Annotated in this window: 16 protein-coding genes; 9 read left to right on the forward strand and 7 right to left on the reverse strand. The window is 65.9% G+C overall.

Translation table 11 applies throughout. From position 1 onward, the window contains the following. The first annotated feature begins 100 nt into the window (after window positions 1-100). The 4 genes from IFT60_RS13025 (at window position 101) to IFT60_RS13040 (ending at window position 4,651) form a co-directional block, all read left to right on the forward strand. Window positions 101-457: an ArsC family reductase gene (locus IFT60_RS13025; protein WP_192052394.1), complete on the forward strand. Its 357-nt coding sequence runs from the start codon at window positions 101-103 to the stop codon at window positions 455-457. Continuing rightward, complete coding sequence (dapE, locus tag IFT60_RS13030) at window positions 454-1,593, forward strand: succinyl-diaminopimelate desuccinylase (RefSeq protein WP_192052395.1); 1,140 nt, start codon at window positions 454-456, stop codon at window positions 1,591-1,593. The genes IFT60_RS13025 and dapE overlap by 4 nt, the downstream gene beginning before the upstream one ends. Before the next feature lie 28 nt (window positions 1,594-1,621). Continuing rightward, complete coding sequence (gene prmB, locus IFT60_RS13035) at window positions 1,622-2,512, forward strand: 50S ribosomal protein L3 N(5)-glutamine methyltransferase (RefSeq protein WP_192052396.1); 891 nt, start codon at window positions 1,622-1,624, stop codon at window positions 2,510-2,512. A 144-nt stretch (window positions 2,513-2,656) separates the two neighbouring features. Next, entirely contained in the window at window positions 2,657-4,651 is a 1,995-nt protein-coding gene (locus IFT60_RS13040) for an ATP-binding cassette domain-containing protein (RefSeq protein WP_192052397.1), read from the forward strand. Window positions 4,652-4,834: 183 nt separating this feature from the next. On the opposite strand, the gene IFT60_RS13045 is transcribed toward IFT60_RS13040, so the two are convergent. From IFT60_RS13045 to IFT60_RS13055, 3 genes are all read right to left on the reverse strand, one after another. Beyond that, window positions 4,835-5,311 (reverse strand): chemotaxis protein CheW, encoded by a 477-nt coding sequence (locus IFT60_RS13045; RefSeq protein WP_192052398.1) that lies wholly within the window; start codon window positions 5,309-5,311, stop codon window positions 4,835-4,837. Window positions 5,312-5,404: 93 nt separating this feature from the next. Then, a complete protein-coding gene (locus tag IFT60_RS13050) occupies window positions 5,405-7,276 on the reverse strand; it encodes a flagellar assembly protein A (RefSeq protein ID WP_192052399.1) in 1,872 nt (623 codons plus the stop codon). 204 nt (window positions 7,277-7,480) lie between these two features. After that, window positions 7,481-7,924 (reverse strand): hypothetical protein, encoded by a 444-nt coding sequence (locus IFT60_RS13055; protein WP_192052430.1) that lies wholly within the window; start codon window positions 7,922-7,924, stop codon window positions 7,481-7,483. Between the two features lie 266 nt (window positions 7,925-8,190). Between IFT60_RS13055 and ompR the strand changes: the two genes are divergently transcribed. The 5 genes from ompR (at window position 8,191) to IFT60_RS13080 (ending at window position 12,153) form a co-directional block, all read left to right on the forward strand. Further along, window positions 8,191-8,892, forward strand: coding sequence for an osmolarity response regulator transcription factor OmpR (ompR, locus tag IFT60_RS13060; protein ID WP_229445267.1), 702 nt, complete (start codon window positions 8,191-8,193; stop codon window positions 8,890-8,892). Between the two features lie 45 nt (window positions 8,893-8,937). After that, window positions 8,938-10,263: an ATP-binding protein gene (locus IFT60_RS13065; protein ID WP_192052401.1), complete on the forward strand. Its 1,326-nt coding sequence runs from the start codon at window positions 8,938-8,940 to the stop codon at window positions 10,261-10,263. A gap of 21 nt (window positions 10,264-10,284) precedes the next feature. Further along, window positions 10,285-11,250, forward strand: a complete 966-nt coding sequence (locus IFT60_RS13070) for a threo-3-hydroxy-L-aspartate ammonia-lyase (protein WP_192052402.1) — start codon at window positions 10,285-10,287, stop codon at window positions 11,248-11,250. Continuing rightward, window positions 11,250-11,621 carry a RidA family protein gene (locus tag IFT60_RS13075; protein WP_192052403.1) on the forward strand — a complete coding sequence of 124 codons (372 nt, stop codon included), beginning with the start codon at window positions 11,250-11,252 and terminating at the stop codon, window positions 11,619-11,621. The genes IFT60_RS13070 and IFT60_RS13075 overlap by 1 nt, the downstream gene beginning before the upstream one ends. Window positions 11,622-11,748: 127 nt before the next feature. After that, window positions 11,749-12,153 (forward strand): DUF4124 domain-containing protein, encoded by a 405-nt coding sequence (locus IFT60_RS13080; protein ID WP_192052404.1) that lies wholly within the window; start codon window positions 11,749-11,751, stop codon window positions 12,151-12,153. 196 nt (window positions 12,154-12,349) lie between these two features. Here the strand turns inward: IFT60_RS13080 and IFT60_RS13085 are convergent, their stop codons facing one another. The 4 genes from IFT60_RS13085 to IFT60_RS13100 form a co-directional block, all read right to left on the reverse strand. Beyond that, window positions 12,350-15,289 carry a putative bifunctional diguanylate cyclase/phosphodiesterase gene (locus IFT60_RS13085; RefSeq protein WP_229510841.1) on the reverse strand — a complete coding sequence of 980 codons (2,940 nt, stop codon included), beginning with the start codon at window positions 15,287-15,289 and terminating at the stop codon, window positions 12,350-12,352. A gap of 100 nt (window positions 15,290-15,389) precedes the next feature. Next, the gene (locus IFT60_RS13090) at window positions 15,390-16,148 is read right to left on the reverse strand and encodes a hypothetical protein (protein WP_192052405.1); all 759 of its coding nucleotides are present in this window, start codon (window positions 16,146-16,148) and stop codon (window positions 15,390-15,392) included. Between the two features lie 165 nt (window positions 16,149-16,313). After that, window positions 16,314-17,198: a PhzF family protein gene (locus tag IFT60_RS13095; RefSeq protein WP_192052406.1), complete on the reverse strand. Its 885-nt coding sequence runs from the start codon at window positions 17,196-17,198 to the stop codon at window positions 16,314-16,316. Between the two features lie 72 nt (window positions 17,199-17,270). Further along, complete coding sequence (locus tag IFT60_RS13100) at window positions 17,271-18,203, reverse strand: pirin family protein (protein ID WP_374000857.1); 933 nt, start codon at window positions 18,201-18,203, stop codon at window positions 17,271-17,273. Window positions 18,204-18,565: the final 362 nt, after the last annotated feature.

The following is an 18,565-nucleotide window of genomic DNA, read 5'->3' on the forward strand; positions in this document are numbered from 1 at the left end:
TGTGCGACATCTCCGGCCGGGATGCGCATATGCTATCCTCTCGCCCTTCCCGCACCACCGCGCTTCCGGCAACGCTCGTTGTCCCTGACTATCTACACCCATGAACAAGACGCTCTACGGTATTCCCAACTGCGACACCGTCAAGAAAGCCCGCACCTGGCTGCTCGACAACGGCGTCGACTTCGCCTTCCACGACTTCAAGAAGGCGGGCCTCGACCGCGAGACGGCGTCGCGCTGGCTCGACCAGCTCGATTGGGAAATCCTGGTCAACCGCAAGGGCACGACCTGGCGCAACCTGCCCGACGAGCGCAAGGCGGCGGTCAATGACAAGGCGTCGGCCCTCGAACTCATGCTGGAACATACCTCGGTGATCAAGCGCCCGGTCCTGGAAGGCGACGGCGCGCTGGCGGTCGGCTTCAGCCCCGACAACTACGCGCGCCTCGTGGGGGCCGCATGATCCGGACCTCGCGCACCCAGGAGCTGGCCGCCGAGCTGATCGCGCTCGATTCGATCACGCCGCAGGACAAGGGTTGCCAGCAGCGCCTGGCCGAACTGCTCGCGCCGCTCGGCTTCGTCTGCGAATCGATCGTCTCGAACGGCGTCACCAACCTGTGGGCGCGCAAGGGACTCGAGTCGCCCGTGTTCGTCTTCGCCGGCCACACCGACGTGGTGCCGACCGGGCCGGTGCAGCAGTGGACTTCCGAGCCGTTCATTCCGACGGTACGCGACGGCAGGCTGTACGGGCGCGGCGCGGCCGACATGAAGACCTCGATCGCGGCGATGGTGATCGCCTGCGAGGAGTTCGTCGCGGCGCATCCCGACCACCACGGCTCGATCGCCTTCCTGATCACGAGCGACGAAGAAGGTCCGGCGGTCGACGGCACCGTGGTCGTCTGCGAGCTGCTGGAAGAGCGCGGCGTCACGCTCGACTACTGCCTGGTGGGCGAACCGACCTCGAACCACATCCTGGGCGACATGATCAAGAACGGGCGGCGCGGTTCGCTCTCCGGCCACCTCGTGATCAAGGGCGTGCAGGGCCATATCGCCTACCCGCACCTGGCGCGCAACCCGATCCACCAGGCCGCGCCGGCGCTGGCGGAACTGGCCGCCGAAGTCTGGGACGAGGGTAACGAGTACTACGCGCCGACCACCTGGCAAATTTCGAACGTCCATTCCGGCACCGGTGCGACCAACGTCATCCCGGGCCACATGACGATCGACTTCAACTTCCGCTTCTCGACCGCGAGCACGGCCGAAGGGCTGGAAGCGCGCGTGCATGCGATCCTCGACAGCCACGGCCTCGAGTACAGCTTGGAATGGACCCTGTCCGGCCAGCCCTTCCTGACGCCGAAAGGCACGCTGTCGGATGCGGTGTGCAGCGCGATCTGGGAAGAGTCGGGTGTGGCGACCGAACTGTCGACCAGCGGCGGGACCTCGGATGGGCGCTTCATCGCCCGCATCTGCCCCCAGGTGATAGAATTCGGCCCACCAAACGCCAGCATCCATAAAATCGACGAACACGTCGAGCTGCGCTTCATCGATCCACTGAAGAACATCTACCGCCGTACCCTGGAAAACTTGCTGGCTATTTAACCAGAAACCCAGAACGCGAGGACACGCCATGACCACCACCCATTTCAGCACCCCGCGCGATTTGCTGCGCTACGCCGTCACCCGCTTCAACGCCGCCAGGCTGTTCTTCGGCCACGGCAGCGCCGAAGCCTTCGACGAAGCGGCCTACCTGGTCCTGCATACCCTGAAACTGCCGCTCGACCGGCTCGACCCCTTCCTCGACGCCAAGCTGCTGCCGGAAGAAGTGCTGCAGGTGCTGTCCGTGATCGAGCGCCGTACCGTCGAGCGCGTCCCGGCCGCCTACATCACCAACGAAGCCTGGCTCGGCACCTATGCCTTCTACGTCGACGAGCGCGTGCTGGTGCCGCGTTCCTTCATCGCCGAGCTGATCCCGAACTTCTTCAGCCCGTGGGTGACGAACCCGTACGAGGTCGAGAACGTGCTCGAACTGTGCACCGGGTCCGGCTGCCTGGCGATCATGATGGCCGACGTCTACCAGAACGCCGTGGTCGATGCGGTCGACATCTCGAAGGATGCCCTCGCTGTCGCCGAACGCAATATCCGCGACTACAAGCTGGAAGGCCGCGTCAATCCGATCGAGTCGGACCTGTACGAGAACGTCCCGTTTAAAAAGTACGACCTGATCGTCACCAATCCGCCCTACGTGAATGCCGATTCGATGGCCAAGCTGCCGCCGGAATACCTGCGCGAGCCGCAGATCGCCCTGCATGGCGGGACCGATGGCATGGACCTGGTGCGCAAGATCGTCGCCGGCGCCGCCGAACGCCTGACGCCGGAAGGCATCCTGGTCGTCGAGATCGGCAACGAAGCCGAGTACGCCGAAGCCGCATTCGGCCACCTGGGCCTGACCTGGCTGACCACGAGCGCCGGCGACGAGGCGGTGTTCCTGCTCACCGCCGAGCAGCTGCAGAACGCTTGATCACCACGCGGGCATGCCCGCCCTACGCGCACCGACCATCGTAGGGCGGGCATGCCCGCCGGTTACCGCTGCGGACCACGCATGCCAACACAACGCCGACGGCCGCCGTACACTATCACAGCACCAACCAAGTAAAGAACCCGCATGATTCGCTTCCTGAACGTCAGCCTGATGCGCGGCATAAAGCCGCTGCTGGAAAACGCCGACCTGACCCTGAACCCCGGCGACAAGATCGGCCTGATCGGCGCCAACGGCGCCGGCAAATCCAGCCTGTTCGCCATGCTGCGCAACGAACTGCACGCCGACCAGGGCGAAATCGATTTCCCCGCCAAATGGCGCATGGCCTATGTGGCGCAGGAGACGCCGGCGCTGGACCGTCCGGCGCTGGAATACGCGATCGACGGCGACGTCACGCTGCGCCGCCTGCAGGCCGAGCTCGAAGCGCTGGAAGCGGCGCCGCACACCCACGACAATGGCATCGAGATGGGCAACGTCCACGGCGCCCTGATGGATGCCGACGCCTACACGGTGCAGTCGCGCGGCGAACAGCTGCTGCTGGGCCTGGGTTTTACGCTGGACCAGATGCAGCAGCCGGTGGCGAGCTTCTCGGGCGGCTGGCGCATGCGCCTGAACCTGGCGCAGGCGCTGATGTGCCCTTCCGACCTGCTGCTGCTTGATGAACCAACGAACCACTTAGATTTAGATGCGATCATCTGGCTGGAAGACTGGCTGAAGCGCTACCAGGGCACGCTGGTCATCATCTCGCACGATCGCGATTTCCTCGACGAGATCGTCAACGTGGTGGTGCACATCGACGAGCGCAAACTCAAGCGCTACTCGGGCAACTACTCGTCGTTCGAGCGCCAGCGCGCCGCCGCGATGGTGCTGGCCGCCAGCGCGATGGAAAAGCAGCAGCGCGCACGCGCCCACCTCGAATCCTTCATCGACCGCTTCAAGGCGAAAGCGTCCAAGGCGCGCCAGGCCCAGAGCCGCATGAAGCAGCTGGCCAAGATGGAAGAACTGGCGCCGCTGCGCGCCGCCGCCGAATTCTCGTTCGAGTTCCGCGAGCCGCTGGCCGCCCCGAATCCGCTGCTGGTCATGGAAAAAGTGGACGCCGGCTATCCGATCCTCGACGAACATGGCGACAAGGTCGGCGCCAAGACCATCGTCAACCACATCGACTTTTCGCTGCAGATCGGCCAGCGCATCGGCCTCTTGGGCGTGAACGGCGCCGGCAAGTCGACGCTGATCAAAACCATCGCCGGCGAACTGGCGCCGCTGACGGGCGAATCCACGCTCGGCAAGGGCCTGTCGATCGGCTATTTCGCCCAGCACCAGGTCGAGATGCTGCGCCACGACGAATCGCCGCTGTGGCACCTGGCGAAGATCGCGCCGACCGTACGCGAGCAGGAATTGCGCAACTTCCTTGGCGGCTTCAACTTCCCAGGCACCATGGTGACCAGCCCGATCCGGCCCTTCTCGGGCGGCGAAAAGGCGCGCCTGGCGCTGGCGCTGATCGTCTGGCAGCGTCCGAACCTGCTGCTGCTCGATGAACCAACCAACCACCTGGATTTGGAGACGCGCGAGGCGCTGACGATGGCGCTGGCGCAGTTCGAAGGCACGCTGGTCGTGGTCTCGCACGATCGCCACCTGCTGCGCGCCACGACCGACGAATTCATCATCGTCGCCAATGGCCGCCTGCAGCCGTTCGACGGCGACCTGGACGACTACAAGGACTGGCTGTTCAAGACCAAGCTGGGCAAGGGGACCGACCTGCTGCCGCTGCCGAAAGCGGCTGCCGCTGCTGCCGTTGCGGCGCCGGTCATGGTGGCGCCGCCGGTGCCGCCGGCCGAGCGCAAGGAACAGAAGCGCCTCGGCGCCGAAGAGCGCCAGCGCGTCGCCGCCCTGAAGAAGCCGATCGAGAACCGCCTCAAGCGGGTCGAGGAGCAGATGGCGAAGCTGAACACGAAAAAGGCCGACATCGACGCGCGCCTTCTGGAGCCGTCGATCTACGACGCCGACAAGAAGGATGCGTTGAAGACCCTGGTGGCCGACCAGGCGTTTTGCGTGCGCGACCTGGCGACGCTGGAAAATGAGTGGCTGGAGTTGCAGGAGCAGCTGGAAGGGCTGGCGGCGTAACACACGGCGGATGCAGCAGGACGTAGGGTGGGCGGCTCTGCCGCCCACGCGTTCAACCGGCTCCAGAAACCTCGCGTCGATTCGAGCGTGCGTTGAACGCGTGGGCGGCACAAGAGCCGCGTTTATTCACATCGCCGGATGGAGCCGCCCACCCTACGTCCCTCCGGCATCAGTATCGACCGATCACGCCACCTGGCGCGCACTCGTCTTCTTATCGATCGACATCAGCCGATCGATATCCACCAGGATCAGCCGCCGCCCTTCCGTGACCCCGAGTCCGATCAGGTAATCGATCGCCCCGCCGTCGGCGCCGGGAATCGGCGAAATCTGCTCGGGCGCCAGGCTGACGACGTCGGTGACGCCGTCGACCACCATCCCCATCACGCAGGTCGACAACTTGAGGATGATGACGTCGGTGGTCGGCGTGGTGGCCACCGGGTGGCCGCAAAAGGCGGCGCGCATGTCGACGATCGGCATGATCACGCCGCGCGACACGGCCACGCCTTCGACAATGGCGCCGTCGGCGGCGAAGCGCTCGAGGGATTTCAGGATGCGCAGCTCCTGCACCTTGCTGAAGTCGAGTCCGTATTCGAGGCCGCCGAGCTTGAAGCTCAGGAATTGAATGCTCGCCGGGCGGAAAGCGGTAATGTCCTTGTGCATGATGGGTCCTCTCGGTAACAGCCCCCATCGTAGAACTTGCCGCGCTTACCCTTGTTGAGTGCAGTCAACATTTCCCAAAGACATCATCTGAAGTCAAATTGGTATTGTCGACCTGTCGCCCGGCCAGGCGAAGCCACCCGCCACCGCCGCGTACAGCCGCGTGCCGCCGTTGCCGCGCAGTTTCGCCTTGATCTCGCGCGGGGCGAGGTCATGGAAGGGCGCGCCGTCCGGATCGAAGGCAAGTGTGCGCACCTGCGTGTCGCCCCTGATCTCGCCCAGCAGCACGTCGCTGCCGGCCGCGCGCTCGTCGCGCTGGGCGGTGAAGCGTGCCAGCAGCGCCTGCCCCTCGCGTTTTTCCAGCTCGGCCGCCTTGCGCGCCGCCGAGACCTCGCCGATGCGCGTGAGGTCCGCCGCCACCGCCTGCCCCATCAGCTTGAACTGCCCGGACTGGGCTGGGTTCAGCAGCGTTTCGCCGCTGCGCACGCGCCCGGCGATCTCGAGATACTTGCGCACCGCGGGTTTGGCGCACAGGTGGGCCAGTTCCAGCTTGTGGGCGTCGATGGCGGCATCGAACTGCGCCAGGCGCGCGCCGACCTGTTCCAGCACTTTGTCGATGGGACCGCAGTCGGCCGCGAGCACATACACCAGCATCTCGCTGCCGCGCCAGGGCGCGCTGGTATCGATGGTGACGCGGCGCGCGGCCACGGCGCAGCCTTCGGCGCTGCCGATCGAGACTTCGTCGGCGATGATCTCGCAGTTGACCGCCTGTTCGATGCGCACGCGCGTGCCGGAGACGACGCAGTTCTCGGCGCGCGCCAGCGTCACCGTGCCGGCGCTCGCCTGCACGACCGCGTTTGCGCTGACGCCGTCGACCCCGATAGCGCCGCGCTTGTTGTGGACGCTGCCGCCGACCAGGGTCGCGCGCAGGCGCACCATGCCGCCGCGCGAAACGATCGCGCCATACACGCTGCCATGCACGGTGATGCCGTTGCCCTCGATGACGCGCTTTTCCTGCACGTCGCCGAATTCCTCGTAGTCGCCGGTGAGTTGCAGGTTGCCGGTGGTTCGCGCGCTGACGCCGTCGCGGCTGACGATCTTGTCGCCGACGGCGATCCGGCGCGTCTTTGCGTCGACGTTCAGGAAGCCGGTGCGCGCCGCCACCAAGTACTCGCCGGCGGCGCTTTTTTCGACGATGGTGCCCTCCCCCACATATGCCCCCAGGTCGAGGTCGGCCGGCGGCGCCGGTTCGATGCGCATGCCCGACAGTTCGAAGCCGGGTTGCCCGACCCGGCCGGGCAGCTTTTGCAGCAGTTTCGTTTCGCCCCGCACCTGCGGGAAGCGGTTCTGGAAGCACATCAGGTCGAGCTTGCCGTTCGAGAGCTGGCGCGGCGCATCGCTGCGGTGGATGTCGTCGGACACCTCGACCACGGTGGCATCGATGCCGGCCACGGGATCGAGCCGGCGCGCCACCACGCTGCTTCCCAGTAAGGGATTGGCGATCCCGGCGCGCACGCTGGCCGGGTCGATGCCGAAGCGGATACCCTTGATCCACATGTCGGCCACGAACTCGTCGAAGTCGAGGCGGGTCGCGATTTCTTCGCCGCCCGGCCCTGCCAGGTAGACCGGCTCGAAACAATACTCGGCCTCGCCGTCGTCGATGCGCACCGAGCGGTACAGGCCGCGGCGCTGGGCGTTGAAGGGAACGATGTCCCGGGCCAGGCGCACTTGCGGGCGGCCATCGGCGCCCGTCGGCAGGGCCGCAGCGCCGCCGTAGATCGCCTTCATCAACACCGGATAATCGATACCGGCGAGGACGCTGCCGGAGCGGAAAATGCCGTCGATCGCGGCCAGCACGGTGGTGCCCAGCACGGCCGGGTCGGCATAGACGCCGTCGGGCCGCTGCTGTATGCAATGCGCGGGGCCGGTGGCATCGAAACGGGCGGCGGCAACAGCAGGATCGGACACGTTCGCCTCCAGGGTGGACCCGGTCCCGGCAAGACGCCGCGACCGCAACGCATCAGCCTACCATGTTGTTAGACGTAAATAAATAAAGACTGGCAACAACTGAGGTGCTTCGGCGTGGGAAATGACGAGCGTCAATACAAAACCGGCCGGCCATAAAAAAAGCCGGGACATTGTCCCGGCGCCGTTCCCTGCAACGCAGGCGGCTTACCTGCGCTGCGCATTCGGATAGATATCCATCCCCGCTTCGTTGATCTGGCGGCGCAGGTCACGCCGTTCGTCCGGCGTCAGGCGCCCGCCGCGGCGGCCGCCGTCGCGGTTGCCCTCGGACTGCTGCAGCTGCTGCGCCTGCTGCGCCTGGCGCCGCTGTTCCTCGTAAGCGCGCTGCTGTTGTTCGCGCTGCTGGTCACGCATCTGATCATATCCACGCGGGTCGCGCGGCTGTTCGATCTGCGGCGCCGGCAGGCGTTCGCCACGGGCCGAGGGCGGCTGCTGCATCTGGGCGTCGTCGCGGCGGCCATGGTATTGTGCCTGGGCGGCGCCGATGCCGGCACAGGCGAGCAGGCACACGGCCACACCACGGCGCGCCAGGCGGGCGAGCCGGCCCTGGGCCCGGGCTGCTGCATTGGTTTTGTCGAGCGCGTTTGTCATGGTGTTCCTCTTCCGTGGTGCTGGATAAACGGATAAGCTGTGTTTCATTGGTTCCCAGTGTATGTGGAACTCTCTCCGGGTATAAGCCGGATTGGGTAAAGTTTGTAACACAATGTAATGACCTGTCTGTAAATCCTAAACGCGCGGCGAAGAGAAGTTACCATAGCGATATGAATCTGACAAATTGACAGCATATGAATTCCGCTTCCACCTCGAATAATGCCGGCGCCAGCGCCGGTCAGACCGGCGGCCATAGCGCCAAGATCATGGTCGTCGACGACGACGTGCGCCTGCGCGACCTGCTGCGGCGCTACTTGACGGAGCAAGGCTTCCAGGTCGTTACGGCCGAAAGCGCGCCGGCCATGAACAAGCTGTGGCTGCGCGAGCGCTACGACCTGCTCGTGCTCGACCTGATGCTGCCCGGCGAAGACGGCCTGTCGATCTGCCGCCGCCTGCGCGGCGCCGGCGACCAGACCCCGATCATCATGCTGACGGCCAAGGGCGAAGACGTCGACCGTATCGTCGGCCTCGAGATGGGCGCCGACGACTACCTGCCGAAGCCCTTCAATCCGCGCGAACTGGTGGCCCGCATCGGCGCCGTCCTGCGCCGCAAGGGTCCGGACGAAATCCCGGGCGCGCCGTCGGAAACCCCGCAATCCTTCGAGTTCGGCCAGTTCGTCCTCGATCTCGGCACGCGCACGCTGAAGAAGAACGGCGAGACGGTTCCCCTGACCACCGGCGAATTCTCGGTGCTGAAGGTGTTCGCACGCCACGCGCGCCAGCCGCTGTCGCGCGAAAAGCTGATGGAACTCGCCCGTGGCCGCGAATACGAAGTCTTCGACCGCTCGCTCGACGTGCAAATCTCGCGCCTGCGCAAGCTGATCGAACCCGATCCATCGAGCCCGCTATATATCCAGACCGTCTGGGGACTGGGTTACGTCTTCATCCCTGAAGGGCAGCCGCGCTAAGTGCTTGCTTCGTTTTCACCACGCAAGTCCAGGCGCTTCGGCTGGATGAAGAGCGGCCTGTTCTGGCGCACCTTCTTCCTGCTGTCCCTGCTCACGACGCTGTCGATGGGTTCGTGGATCGGCATGATGAACGTGTTCCAGCGCGGCCAGAAGGTGGAACAGACGGCGGAACTGGTGGTCTCGGTGGTCACCATCACCAAGGCGGCGCTGACCCACTCGGCGCCCGAACTGCGGCGCGAGCTGTTGTTCGAACTGGTTTCCAACGAAGGCATCCGCATCTTCACGCTCGAAGACACCGACCAGGTCGACCCGCCGCCGGCCAATCCGCTGATGCCGGAAATCGCCGCCGCCGTACGCGAAAAACTCGGTCCCCAGACCCGCTTTTCCAGCCGCGTGAACGGCATGGCCGGCTTCTGGATCAGCTTTACCATCGAGGACGATCAGTACTGGCTGATGCTCGAACGCGAACGCATTGCCGGCCTGACGCGCATCCAGTGGCTGGGCTGGGCCAGCGTGGTGGGCGTGCTGTCGCTGCTTGGCGCGGCCTTCATTTCGAGCCTGATCAACCGGCCGCTGGCGCGCCTGACGGCCGCGGCGCGTGCGATCGCCAAGGGCGAGCGGCCGACGCCGCTGCCCGAACGCGGCTCGAAAGAGATCATGGTGGCGAACCGCAGCTTCAACCAGATGGTCGAGGACCTGGCCCAGGTCGAAAAAGACCGCGCCGTCATCCTGGCCGGTATCTCGCACGACCTGCGCACGCCGCTGGCGCGCATGCAGCTGGAACTGGAAATGGCGAACCTGTCGACCGACGCGCGCGAAGGCATGCAGTCCGACATCGCCCAGATGGATGCGATCATCGGCCAGTTCCTCGATTACGCCAAGCCGACCGAGGCGTCCAGCTTCACCGAGGTAGAACTCTCGCACCTGCTGGCCGACTGCGCCCAGCACGCGCGCCGCCTGCCCGGCATGCGCGTGAAGACCGACCTGGAAGAGAACGTGGTCGTACTCGGCAACGAGATCGACTTGCGCCGCGTGATCAACAACATCGTCGAAAACGCGCGCCGCTATGCGCGCACGCCCGGCGCCGACTTCACCGAACTCGATATCGCCTGCCACGTGCGCAGCACGGCGCATGGCCGGCGCGCCGTCGTCGAGATCGCCGACCATGGCCCGGGCGTGCCTGCCGACCAGATCAACCAGCTCCTGAAACCGTTTACGCGCCTGGACACGGCGCGCGGCCAGGCGAATGGCGCGGGCCTGGGCCTGGCGATCGTCGAGCGCGTCGTCACCCGCCACAATGCCGAACTCACGGTGCGCAACCGCGAAGGCGGCGGCCTGCTGGTGCAACTGGCGCTGCCCCTGGCAACCTGATTTTAATTTTATTTTTACCCCATGAACGCTACCGCCACCCTCACCTACAGCGACGTCGAACAGGCTGCCGCGCGCCTCGCAGGCGCCGCCCACCGCACGCCGACGCTCACCTCCACGACTGCCAATGCGCGTATTGGGGCCGAACTGTTCTTCAAGTGCGAGAACTACCAGTGCATGGGCGCCTTCAAGTTCCGCGGCGCCTTCAACGCGATCGCGCGCTTCACGGACGCCCAGCGCGCCGCCGGCGTGCTGACCTTCTCGTCGGGTAACCACGCACAGGCGATCGCCCTGTCGGCGCGCCTGGCCGGCATCCGCGCCACCATCATCATGCCCAGCGACGCGCCCGCCTTGAAGGTGCAGGCAACGAAGGAGTACGGCGGCGAAGTGCTGTTCTACGACCGCTACACCGAAAACCGCGAGGAAATCGCGAGCCGCCTGGCGGACGAGCGCGGCATGACCCTGATCCCACCCTACGACCATCCGGACGTGATCTGCGGCCAGGGCACGGCAGCGAAAGAACTGTTCGAAGACGTCGGTCCGCTCGACGTGCTGCTGGTACCGCTCGGCGGCGGCGGCCTGCTGTCCGGCTGCGCGCTGGCGGCGAGCGGCCTGGCGCCCGGTTGCAAGGTGATCGGCGTCGAGCCGGAAGCCGGCAACGACGGCCAGCAGTCATTGCGCCGCGGCGAAGTCGTGCATATCGGCGTGCCGAAGACGATCGCCGACGGCGCCATGGTGACCCACGTGGGCACGCACAATTTCGAGGTCATCAAACGCCTGGTCGACGACATCGTCACGGTGACCGACGCCCAGCTGGTCGAAACCATGAAATTCTTCGCCGAACGCATGAAGATGGTGGTCGAGCCGACCGGCTGCCTGGGCGCGGCGGCGGCGCTGTGCGGCGTGGTGCCGGTGGCGGGCAAACGCGTCGGCATCGTGATCAGCGGCGGCAACGTCGACCTGTCGCGATTCGCCGCACTGGTGGCCTGATGGAATTCATCCAGTCCAGCGAGCTGCCGGCGCCGGCCGGGCATTATTCGCAGGCGGTGGCGGCGGGCGGCCTGGTCTTCCTGTCGGGTATGCTGCCGGCCAGGGACAGCGTCGCGCCCGATTCTCCCTTCGAAGCCCAGTGCGAATCGGTCTTCGCGCAGTGCGAACAGGTGCTGCGCGCGGCCGGCTGCGGGTTTGGCGACGTGGTGCAATGCACGGCCTATCTGGCCGGCGTCGAGCGCTGGCCGGCCTTTAACGGCATCTATGCACGCGTGTTCGGCGAGCACAAGCCGGCGCGCGCGGTGGTGCCGGTGCCTGCCCTGCACCATGACTTCCTGGTCGAGATCCAGCTGGTGGCGCAGAAGCCCTAAGCGACGATCACCCGCTGAGTGAACTCATGCGTGGTTTTTTTGACAATGTTCGCGCACCGTGAAGCACCGAACATACTGAGACAGCCTCGGCCGGGACAATGGCTCCATTGTATCGATGGAGGTAGCCATGAAGCGCCTGGCCTCTCAACTGAGTTTGATCATCGCGGCCCTTGCCGCCACCCCCGCCGCACTGGCGGGTTCCGACATCCTGAAATGCGTCGATGGCGCCGGCCATGTGACGCTGACCGACCAGCCCTGCGAAAGCGGCGCCCGCGCCACGCGCCTGACCGCGAATGCCGGGCCTGAGGGCGCTGCGGAGCCTGCAAGCGCCGCCAGCGAGGTGCAGCCGGTGAGCGTGCAGCGCTACGAGGCCTCGCCTGCCATGGTGAACCAGCAATCCTGGCGTCCGCGCGTCCCGCAGCGCGACCGCCCGCTGGCGCGCGACGTCGCGACCTTGAAGGCGGCGCGTGCGCAGATGATGCTGATCGACGCCGACCGGCCGAGCCGTCCGACATTGGCGACGATTCAATAGTCAACGCGTCGCACCGCTTCCGCAAGCCGACGTAAGGTGGGCGGGTCTCCCGCCCACGCGTTCAATCCTTGGTGGCATTGTGCCGGTGCGATTGTTCACGCGATCGTTGAACGCGTGGGCGGGAAGACCCGCCCACCTTACGGGTATGCCAGATACGGTGCGGACGGTATGGCGCTGTTGTGAGACGCACCGAAACTCAATGAAACTTCATCATCCCGCGTAAATCCAGCGCCGCGCCGTTGCCGAGTTCCGGCAGCAGTTCGAGCAATTCCGGATCCTGGATGAAGCTGGCCGACGAGGTCGCCGTCAACATGCGCTCCGGCGGCAGCGAGCGCGCGACGGCCCAGCCCTGCACGTAATCGACACCGATCTCGGCCAGGGTCTGCACGGTCGCCGCGTCTTCGGCCCATTCGGCGATGGTCTTCATGCCGAGATTCACCGCCAGGCTGACGATGGCTTCGACGATCGCCACGTTGGCCGGGTGGGCGTTGATGTTGACGATGAAGTTGCCGTCGATTTTCAGCACGTCGGCCGGGAGTTCTTTCAGGTAGGAGAACGAGGTGTAGCCGGCGCCGAAGTCGTCCAGCGCCACCTTGACGCCGAAATTGCGCACCTGGTCGATGAAGCGGCGCGTGTTGTCGAGGTCATGCAGGGCCACGCTTTCGGTGATTTCCATGCACAGGCGCCCGGCCACGTGCACGTGGCGTCCCAGGATCTCCAGCGTGTCGGCGACGAAGCGCTCGTCGTTGAGCGAGGCGCCCGACAGGTTCATGCAGACGAAGCGGGTATTCGGCAGGCGCCCGATGTTCTCGGCAATCCAGCCCAGCGTCGTACTCAGCACCCAGCGGTCGATCACGCCCGCGCGGCCGCATTTCTCGGCGGCGCCGATCAGCGGGCCGGCCGGCATCACGCGCCCGTCCGGGCCGCGCATGCGCAGCAGCACCTCGAAGTTGAGCGAATCGTGCGGGTTTTTCAGCGACATGATCGGCTGCATCTCGATGAACAGGCCCTCGGTCGCGCTCGGCCCCTGCAGCTTGGCCACCAGGTTCAGCTCGGCCTCGCGTTCGTGGAAGGCGGCGGCGTTGCGTTCGTACACGACCAGGCCGTCGCTGTGTTCCTTGGCTTCGCGGCAGGCGCGGTCGGCGGCCGAAATGGCGTCGCGCATTGGCATGCCGTTCGACACTTCGATCAGGCCGACCGAACCGCGCACGTGGAAAGCCTTGTCGCCGACCCGGTACGGGGTGCCGCCGATGCGTTCGACGATGCCGCGGCAAATCAGGGACGCGAGCGGAATCGCGGTGTCGGGCATGACGATCACGAATTCGTCGCCGCCGACGCGGCCGATCTGCTGGCCGCCGGCCAGCATCATGGCCATGCGCTCGCACACCTGTTTGAGCACTTCGTCGCCGGCGCCGTGGCCGAACAGGTCGTTGATCAGCTTGAAGCGGTCGAGGTCGATGTAGGCGATCGCCATCGGCTTGCCGGCTGCCAGCGAGGCGGCCGCGCCCTCGAACATCTTCTCGATGCCGCGCCGGTTGAACACGCGCGTGAGCGGATCGTTGTTGGCCATGAACTGGAGCTGCTCGGTGGCCTTGGTTTTTTCGGTGATGTCTTCCAGTACCCCTTCGATGCGGCCGTGCGCCAGCGTCGCGCGCACCAGGAAGCGGCGCGCGCCGTCGCGGTTGCCGATTTCCATCTCGATCGTGGTTTGCTGGTGCACCTGTTCGCGCAGGTGGAACCAGGAGGCGCTGTCGAAGAACTGCTGCCACAGCGTACGCCCGGCGGTGGGCAGCTCGCACTCGAGCATGCGGCACAGCGCCGGATTGGCCGACAGGAAGGCGCCTTGCAGGTCGAGCGTGAACAGGCCGACCGGCATCGCCTCGTAGGCGTGCTCGAGTTCGGCCTGGACCGCGATCCGCTTTTGCGTCTCGAGGCGCATCTGTTCGGCGACCGCCAGTGCCGCCAGCAGGCTCGATGCCAGCGCGGCCGTGACGCTGTTGACCACGCCCAGCACTTCGCGCATGCTCAGCGCGGCCGACAGCACCTCGGCCAGGGTCGACAGGAAGGTGACGGCGAACGAGGCCGCGAACCACATCGCCACCCGCGCCTGGGTGTGGCGCATGACGGTGAACAGGCCCAGGGTCATCAGGGCCAGGCCGGGCGCGACCAGCACCCACATCAGCGGCAGGTAGATCCGGAACGGCAGCAGGATCGACATCGGCAACAGGCACAGGCATAGCGCCTGCGCCACGCGCAGCGGCCCGGCCAGGCGCGTGCGCGCCAGTTCCGCCCCGAACAGCTCGCGGTACAGGGTCATGGTCGCGATCCCGTACAGGGCCGTGGTCAGCGCGCGGCTTGGCGCCAGCCAGTCCTGGGGCAGCGTCTGGCCCAGCCACTGGATATCCCAGCCGGCCGAGATCGCGCCCACGCGCAGGTTCAGGATCAGCCAGACCGCGAACTGCAGGTACAGCACCTGGCGGTTGATCAGGGCGGTGATCAGGATGAACAGGCTGAGTACGATCATGCCGCCGTCGAGCAGGCCCGACTTGCGGTGGAACTGCTGGATCGACAGCGTCATCTCTTCCGCCGGCCATTGCACGGCGCTGACGCGCGCCGGCCCCGTGAAGCGCGCGCGGCACAGCACCTCGGCCGGCAGGAAGGCGGGCTGCAGCACGAAGCCGGCCTTGGAGGGCGCGAGTGCGCCGCTGGACGCCTCGTGCGAAGCACTGCCCAGCGATTGCAGGGTGGCGCCATCCCAGCAGGCGATGGCGATCGCGTGGCGCGACGGGAATTCGATGACTTGCGGGCCGTTGCCCTGGCCGTGGGTATGCAGCGCGAACCAGAGCGGCGCTTCGGACAGATGGGTGTCGTGGCGCTCGACGATCGGCGCGCGCGCCAGCCGGCGCAGGGCCGCGCCGGGGGCCATCTGGGCGCCGTCCTCGGCGATCACGCGCAGCGGCAGGACGACGTCGTCGTTGGCGACGTAATGGCTGTTCCAGGTAACCAGCGCCAGCAGCGACACCAGCGCCACCCCAATCGGCACCAGGTAGACCGACAGCAGGCGCATCGCCGCCGTCAGCAGACGTTCAAAGGAAGTCGGTGCGGGTGTGCGGTCGGGCGTGGACGGCTGGGGCATAGGCTGGTCGGTTCGGGCTGGCAAACGCCAGCCTGCTTGCCAGCGCGTTTTCAGCCCTCAAGAATACAACCTGCCGAAGATGCTGTCATGCAATATTTGGTTACGCTGCCATCAACTGGCCCACCGGGTTCAAAATCGGGGCACGTGGGACTGCCGGCGTGGCCAACAAACCACGTTGCAGTGCCAAACCGACATCGATGTCCGGATGGTGGGTATGGCGGAAGAACTTCAGCATCGGGTGATTCGCCTCGGTCCAGCGCTGTTCGCCGGTGGCGATCTCGAACGCCATCACGCGGTGCGGCATGTTGCCCGCATGCGCCAGCGGCACCATTTCCCCGTCGCCGAACACGTCGGTGAACATCAGCTGCTCGTACTGGCGGTCGACCGGGGCGCGGCCGGCGATGACGGCGTACTCGATGCCGGTCTTCTCGAAGTACTCGAAGAAGGCCTTGACCAGCGCCACCTTGACCATGCGGCCGATGCGGCCTTCGCCGACACCGAGGCGCTCGACTTCGCCGAGGGCGCGGCCCTGCAGCCATTGCGGCAGGACCACCGACTCTTCGATGTGCAGCGGATGGTGCACGTTGGTGCGGATGCGCGCGGTGCCGATCGGCGTGCCGTCGAGCTTGGACTCGGCCAGCAGCACCACGGTGTCTTCTTCATAGTCGCAGGCTTCCGGCAGGGCCAGGGTGCGGGCGAATTCAGGGACGTGGCGCGCATACGCCGCGTGACGGATCGCCACCGCTTTGTTCAGGCTATCCTCGGACTCGACCCGGCGGATGGTGAATGGCAAGCGCTCGGTAGACATTTCCGGACGCGACAGGGTAGCGGAGAGGACGGCGGGGTTGCGCATTTCCATGACGGGACATTTCCTAGGATTAATTGTTGGTCAACGGCTTTGGTGTTGACTATTATCAATCTTTTACAATCTTCCTAAACGTCAATAAAGAATGCTTTAGGCCCTCTATTCCGCGTTCTCGGAACGCCCGTTCTAATCCATGCAAATAGAATAACGAACAAATGTCTAGTCGTGTGCCATGAAACGCGCCGTCCCCGAGACCCGGATCGAGCCGCCCTTCTCCACGCCGAACTCGGCGTGCAGGCGCGAGCGCATGCCCATGTCCTCGCCCTGCACGATGTCGATTGCCCCGCCATGCGGCCAGCCCAGGTCACGCAGGTAACCGGCCAGCGCGGCGGTGCCGGCGCCGGTGGCCGGGTCTTCGTAGACGCCCCCTGAGGCGAACGGGTTGCGCGTGTGTAGCAGCGTAGCCGTCTCGGCCCACACCAGCACCACGGTAACGAGCCCGTGCGTGCGCATGAAGCGCCGCCCGGCGTCGAGTTCGTAGCGCATGGCGGCCAGCAGCGCGCGGCTGCGCAGCGCCAGCACCAGGTGGTCGGCCCCGCCATGGGCCAGGCCGGGCGGAATGCGCGGATCGAGGTCGGTGGCCCGGTAGCCGAACAGCGCCAGCGCCTCCTCCACCATCGCGCCCGGCGCCGGCGCGCTGCGGGTTGGCGGCGACTGCAATGCGGCCGAGGTCAGGCCGGCGCCGTCCGGTCCATTCCCCCGGCGCCCTTCGACCGTGATCGCGGCATCGTTCAAGACCAGCTTGTAGACACCGTCGCCGTGGCTGGCCGCCAGTGCGGCGCCGAGGGCGATCGTGGCATGCCCGCAGAACGGCACTTCGGACTCGGGCGAGAAATAGCGCACGCGCCAGCCCGCTTCTTCGTCATCCTGCGGCGCCGCAAACGCGGTTTCTGAATAGCCGACCGCATGGGCGATGCGCCCCATCTCGGCGGCATCGGGCAAGGCGGCGCCGATCCAGACGCCGGCCGGGTTGCCGCCCTGGGTGCCGTCGGAAAAGGCAGCGATGCGCTGGACGGCGTCAAGAGAGCATGGGCTTGAAGGCATAAATTGCTTCTCAGAAATAAAAGAGGGTTGATGTTACCTTGTTTGTAACGATTTTGCAGGAAGAAGCTTGGCTTATGGATAACGCACTGGTTTGCCCTGTTGTTCGGGCAGCGGGATGAATTCGGTCTCGCCCGGCACCTGCGGAAAGGCGTCGGCCTGCCAGTCGCGCTTGGCCTGTTCGATGCGTTCTTCGGAACTGGCGACGAAGTTCCAGGACAGGAAACGCGGGCCATCCATCGGCTCACCGCCGAGCAGCATGATGCGCGTCGGCCCCGGTCCGGGCGCGCCCAGCATGACCTCGGCCCCGGGCTTCAGTACCGCCAGCTGGCCCGGCTCGAAGACGCCGTCGCGGCCCAGGTCGAGCCGGCCTTCGACGATGTAGATCGCCTGTTCCGGGTATTCCGGCGGCATCGCGATGCGCGCGCCAGCCCGCAATGTGACGTCGACATAGAACATGTCGGATAGCGTCGCCACCGGCGCGCGCCGGCCCCAGAAGCTGCCGGCCACCACGCGTGCCTCGACGCCCTCGCCTTCGATGAAGGGCAAGGCGCCGGCCTCGATGTGGGCAAAGGCGGGATCCGTTTCCTCGTGCCGGGTCGGCAGCGCGACCCAGCATTGCAGCCCGAACAAATTCGATTGCCCCTGGCGCAGCACGCTGTCGGTGCGCTCCGAATGGACGATGCCGCGCCCGGCCGTCATCCAGTTGACTTCACCGGGCCGGATCGCCTGCACGCTGCCCAGGCTGTCGCGGTGCAGGATCTCGCCATCGAACAGATAGGTGACCGTAGCCAGGCACACATGCGGATGGGGCCGCACGTCGAGGCCACGGCCGGCGTCGAATACATGCGGGCCCATCTGGTCGAGGAAGACGAAGGGGCCGACCATGCGCCGCTGCCGGCTCGGCAAGGCGCGCCGCACCTGGAAGCCGTCGCCCAGGTCGTGCGTGGGCGGTACGATCACGATGTCGAGTGCGCCGATGTCGTCATGGCTGTCGGGGTTGTCCACGGTGTTCTCCTTGTTTGGTGACCGGTCCAGTCTACGTGGCGATACCGTGTTGTGCAAATGCTCACAGGCTGCGGTGCTCAAGCCCGAATTGCCGAGCCATACGACCTGCCGTCGGTTACAATATCGCCATCCATTGGGGAGTAGCCTACTTGCGGGCATTGACTGCGCCGCGAGTTCCCGTATCAACATACTCGGCGCCATCTATCTCAGCGCGCCGTGGTACGGGCAGCCGCCGAGCGTGTAAAAAAGTCGTCAGGGCAAGGCGCATCGTCGAAGACAGTACGTAGGTACGGCGAGACGATGCAACGCCGCCATGGCGATTTTTTTACATGCTCGTCCGGTTGGCAAGACCTTTGGCACGC

The sequence above is a fragment of the Massilia sp. CFBP 13721 genome (assembly GCF_014842025.1).
GTDB lineage: Bacteria > Pseudomonadota > Gammaproteobacteria > Burkholderiales > Burkholderiaceae_D > Telluria.

Excerpts from the sequence above, each read along its gene's own strand:
- IFT60_RS13025 (WP_192052394.1), top strand. The coding sequence starts at position 101 with ATGAACAAGACGCTCTACGGTATTCCCAACTGCGACACCGTCAAGAAA.
- dapE (WP_192052395.1), top strand. The coding sequence starts at position 454 with ATGATCCGGACCTCGCGCACCCAGGAGCTGGCCGCCGAGCTGATCGCG.
- prmB (WP_192052396.1), top strand. The coding sequence starts at position 1,622 with ATGACCACCACCCATTTCAGCACCCCGCGCGATTTGCTGCGCTACGCC.
- IFT60_RS13040 (WP_192052397.1), top strand. The coding sequence starts at position 2,657 with ATGATTCGCTTCCTGAACGTCAGCCTGATGCGCGGCATAAAGCCGCTG.
- IFT60_RS13045 (WP_192052398.1), bottom strand. The coding sequence starts at position 5,311 with ATGCACAAGGACATTACCGCTTTCCGCCCGGCGAGCATTCAATTCCTG.
- IFT60_RS13055 (WP_192052430.1), bottom strand. The coding sequence starts at position 7,924 with ATGACAAACGCGCTCGACAAAACCAATGCAGCAGCCCGGGCCCAGGGC.
- ompR (WP_229445267.1), top strand. The coding sequence starts at position 8,191 with ATGGTCGTCGACGACGACGTGCGCCTGCGCGACCTGCTGCGGCGCTAC.
- IFT60_RS13065 (WP_192052401.1), top strand. The coding sequence starts at position 8,938 with ATGAAGAGCGGCCTGTTCTGGCGCACCTTCTTCCTGCTGTCCCTGCTC.
- IFT60_RS13070 (WP_192052402.1), top strand. The coding sequence starts at position 10,285 with ATGAACGCTACCGCCACCCTCACCTACAGCGACGTCGAACAGGCTGCC.
- IFT60_RS13075 (WP_192052403.1), top strand. The coding sequence starts at position 11,250 with ATGGAATTCATCCAGTCCAGCGAGCTGCCGGCGCCGGCCGGGCATTAT.
- IFT60_RS13080 (WP_192052404.1), top strand. The coding sequence starts at position 11,749 with ATGAAGCGCCTGGCCTCTCAACTGAGTTTGATCATCGCGGCCCTTGCC.
- IFT60_RS13085 (WP_229510841.1), bottom strand. The coding sequence starts at position 15,289 with ATGCCCCAGCCGTCCACGCCCGACCGCACACCCGCACCGACTTCCTTT.
- IFT60_RS13090 (WP_192052405.1), bottom strand. The coding sequence starts at position 16,148 with ATGGAAATGCGCAACCCCGCCGTCCTCTCCGCTACCCTGTCGCGTCCG.
- IFT60_RS13095 (WP_192052406.1), bottom strand. The coding sequence starts at position 17,198 with ATGCCTTCAAGCCCATGCTCTCTTGACGCCGTCCAGCGCATCGCTGCC.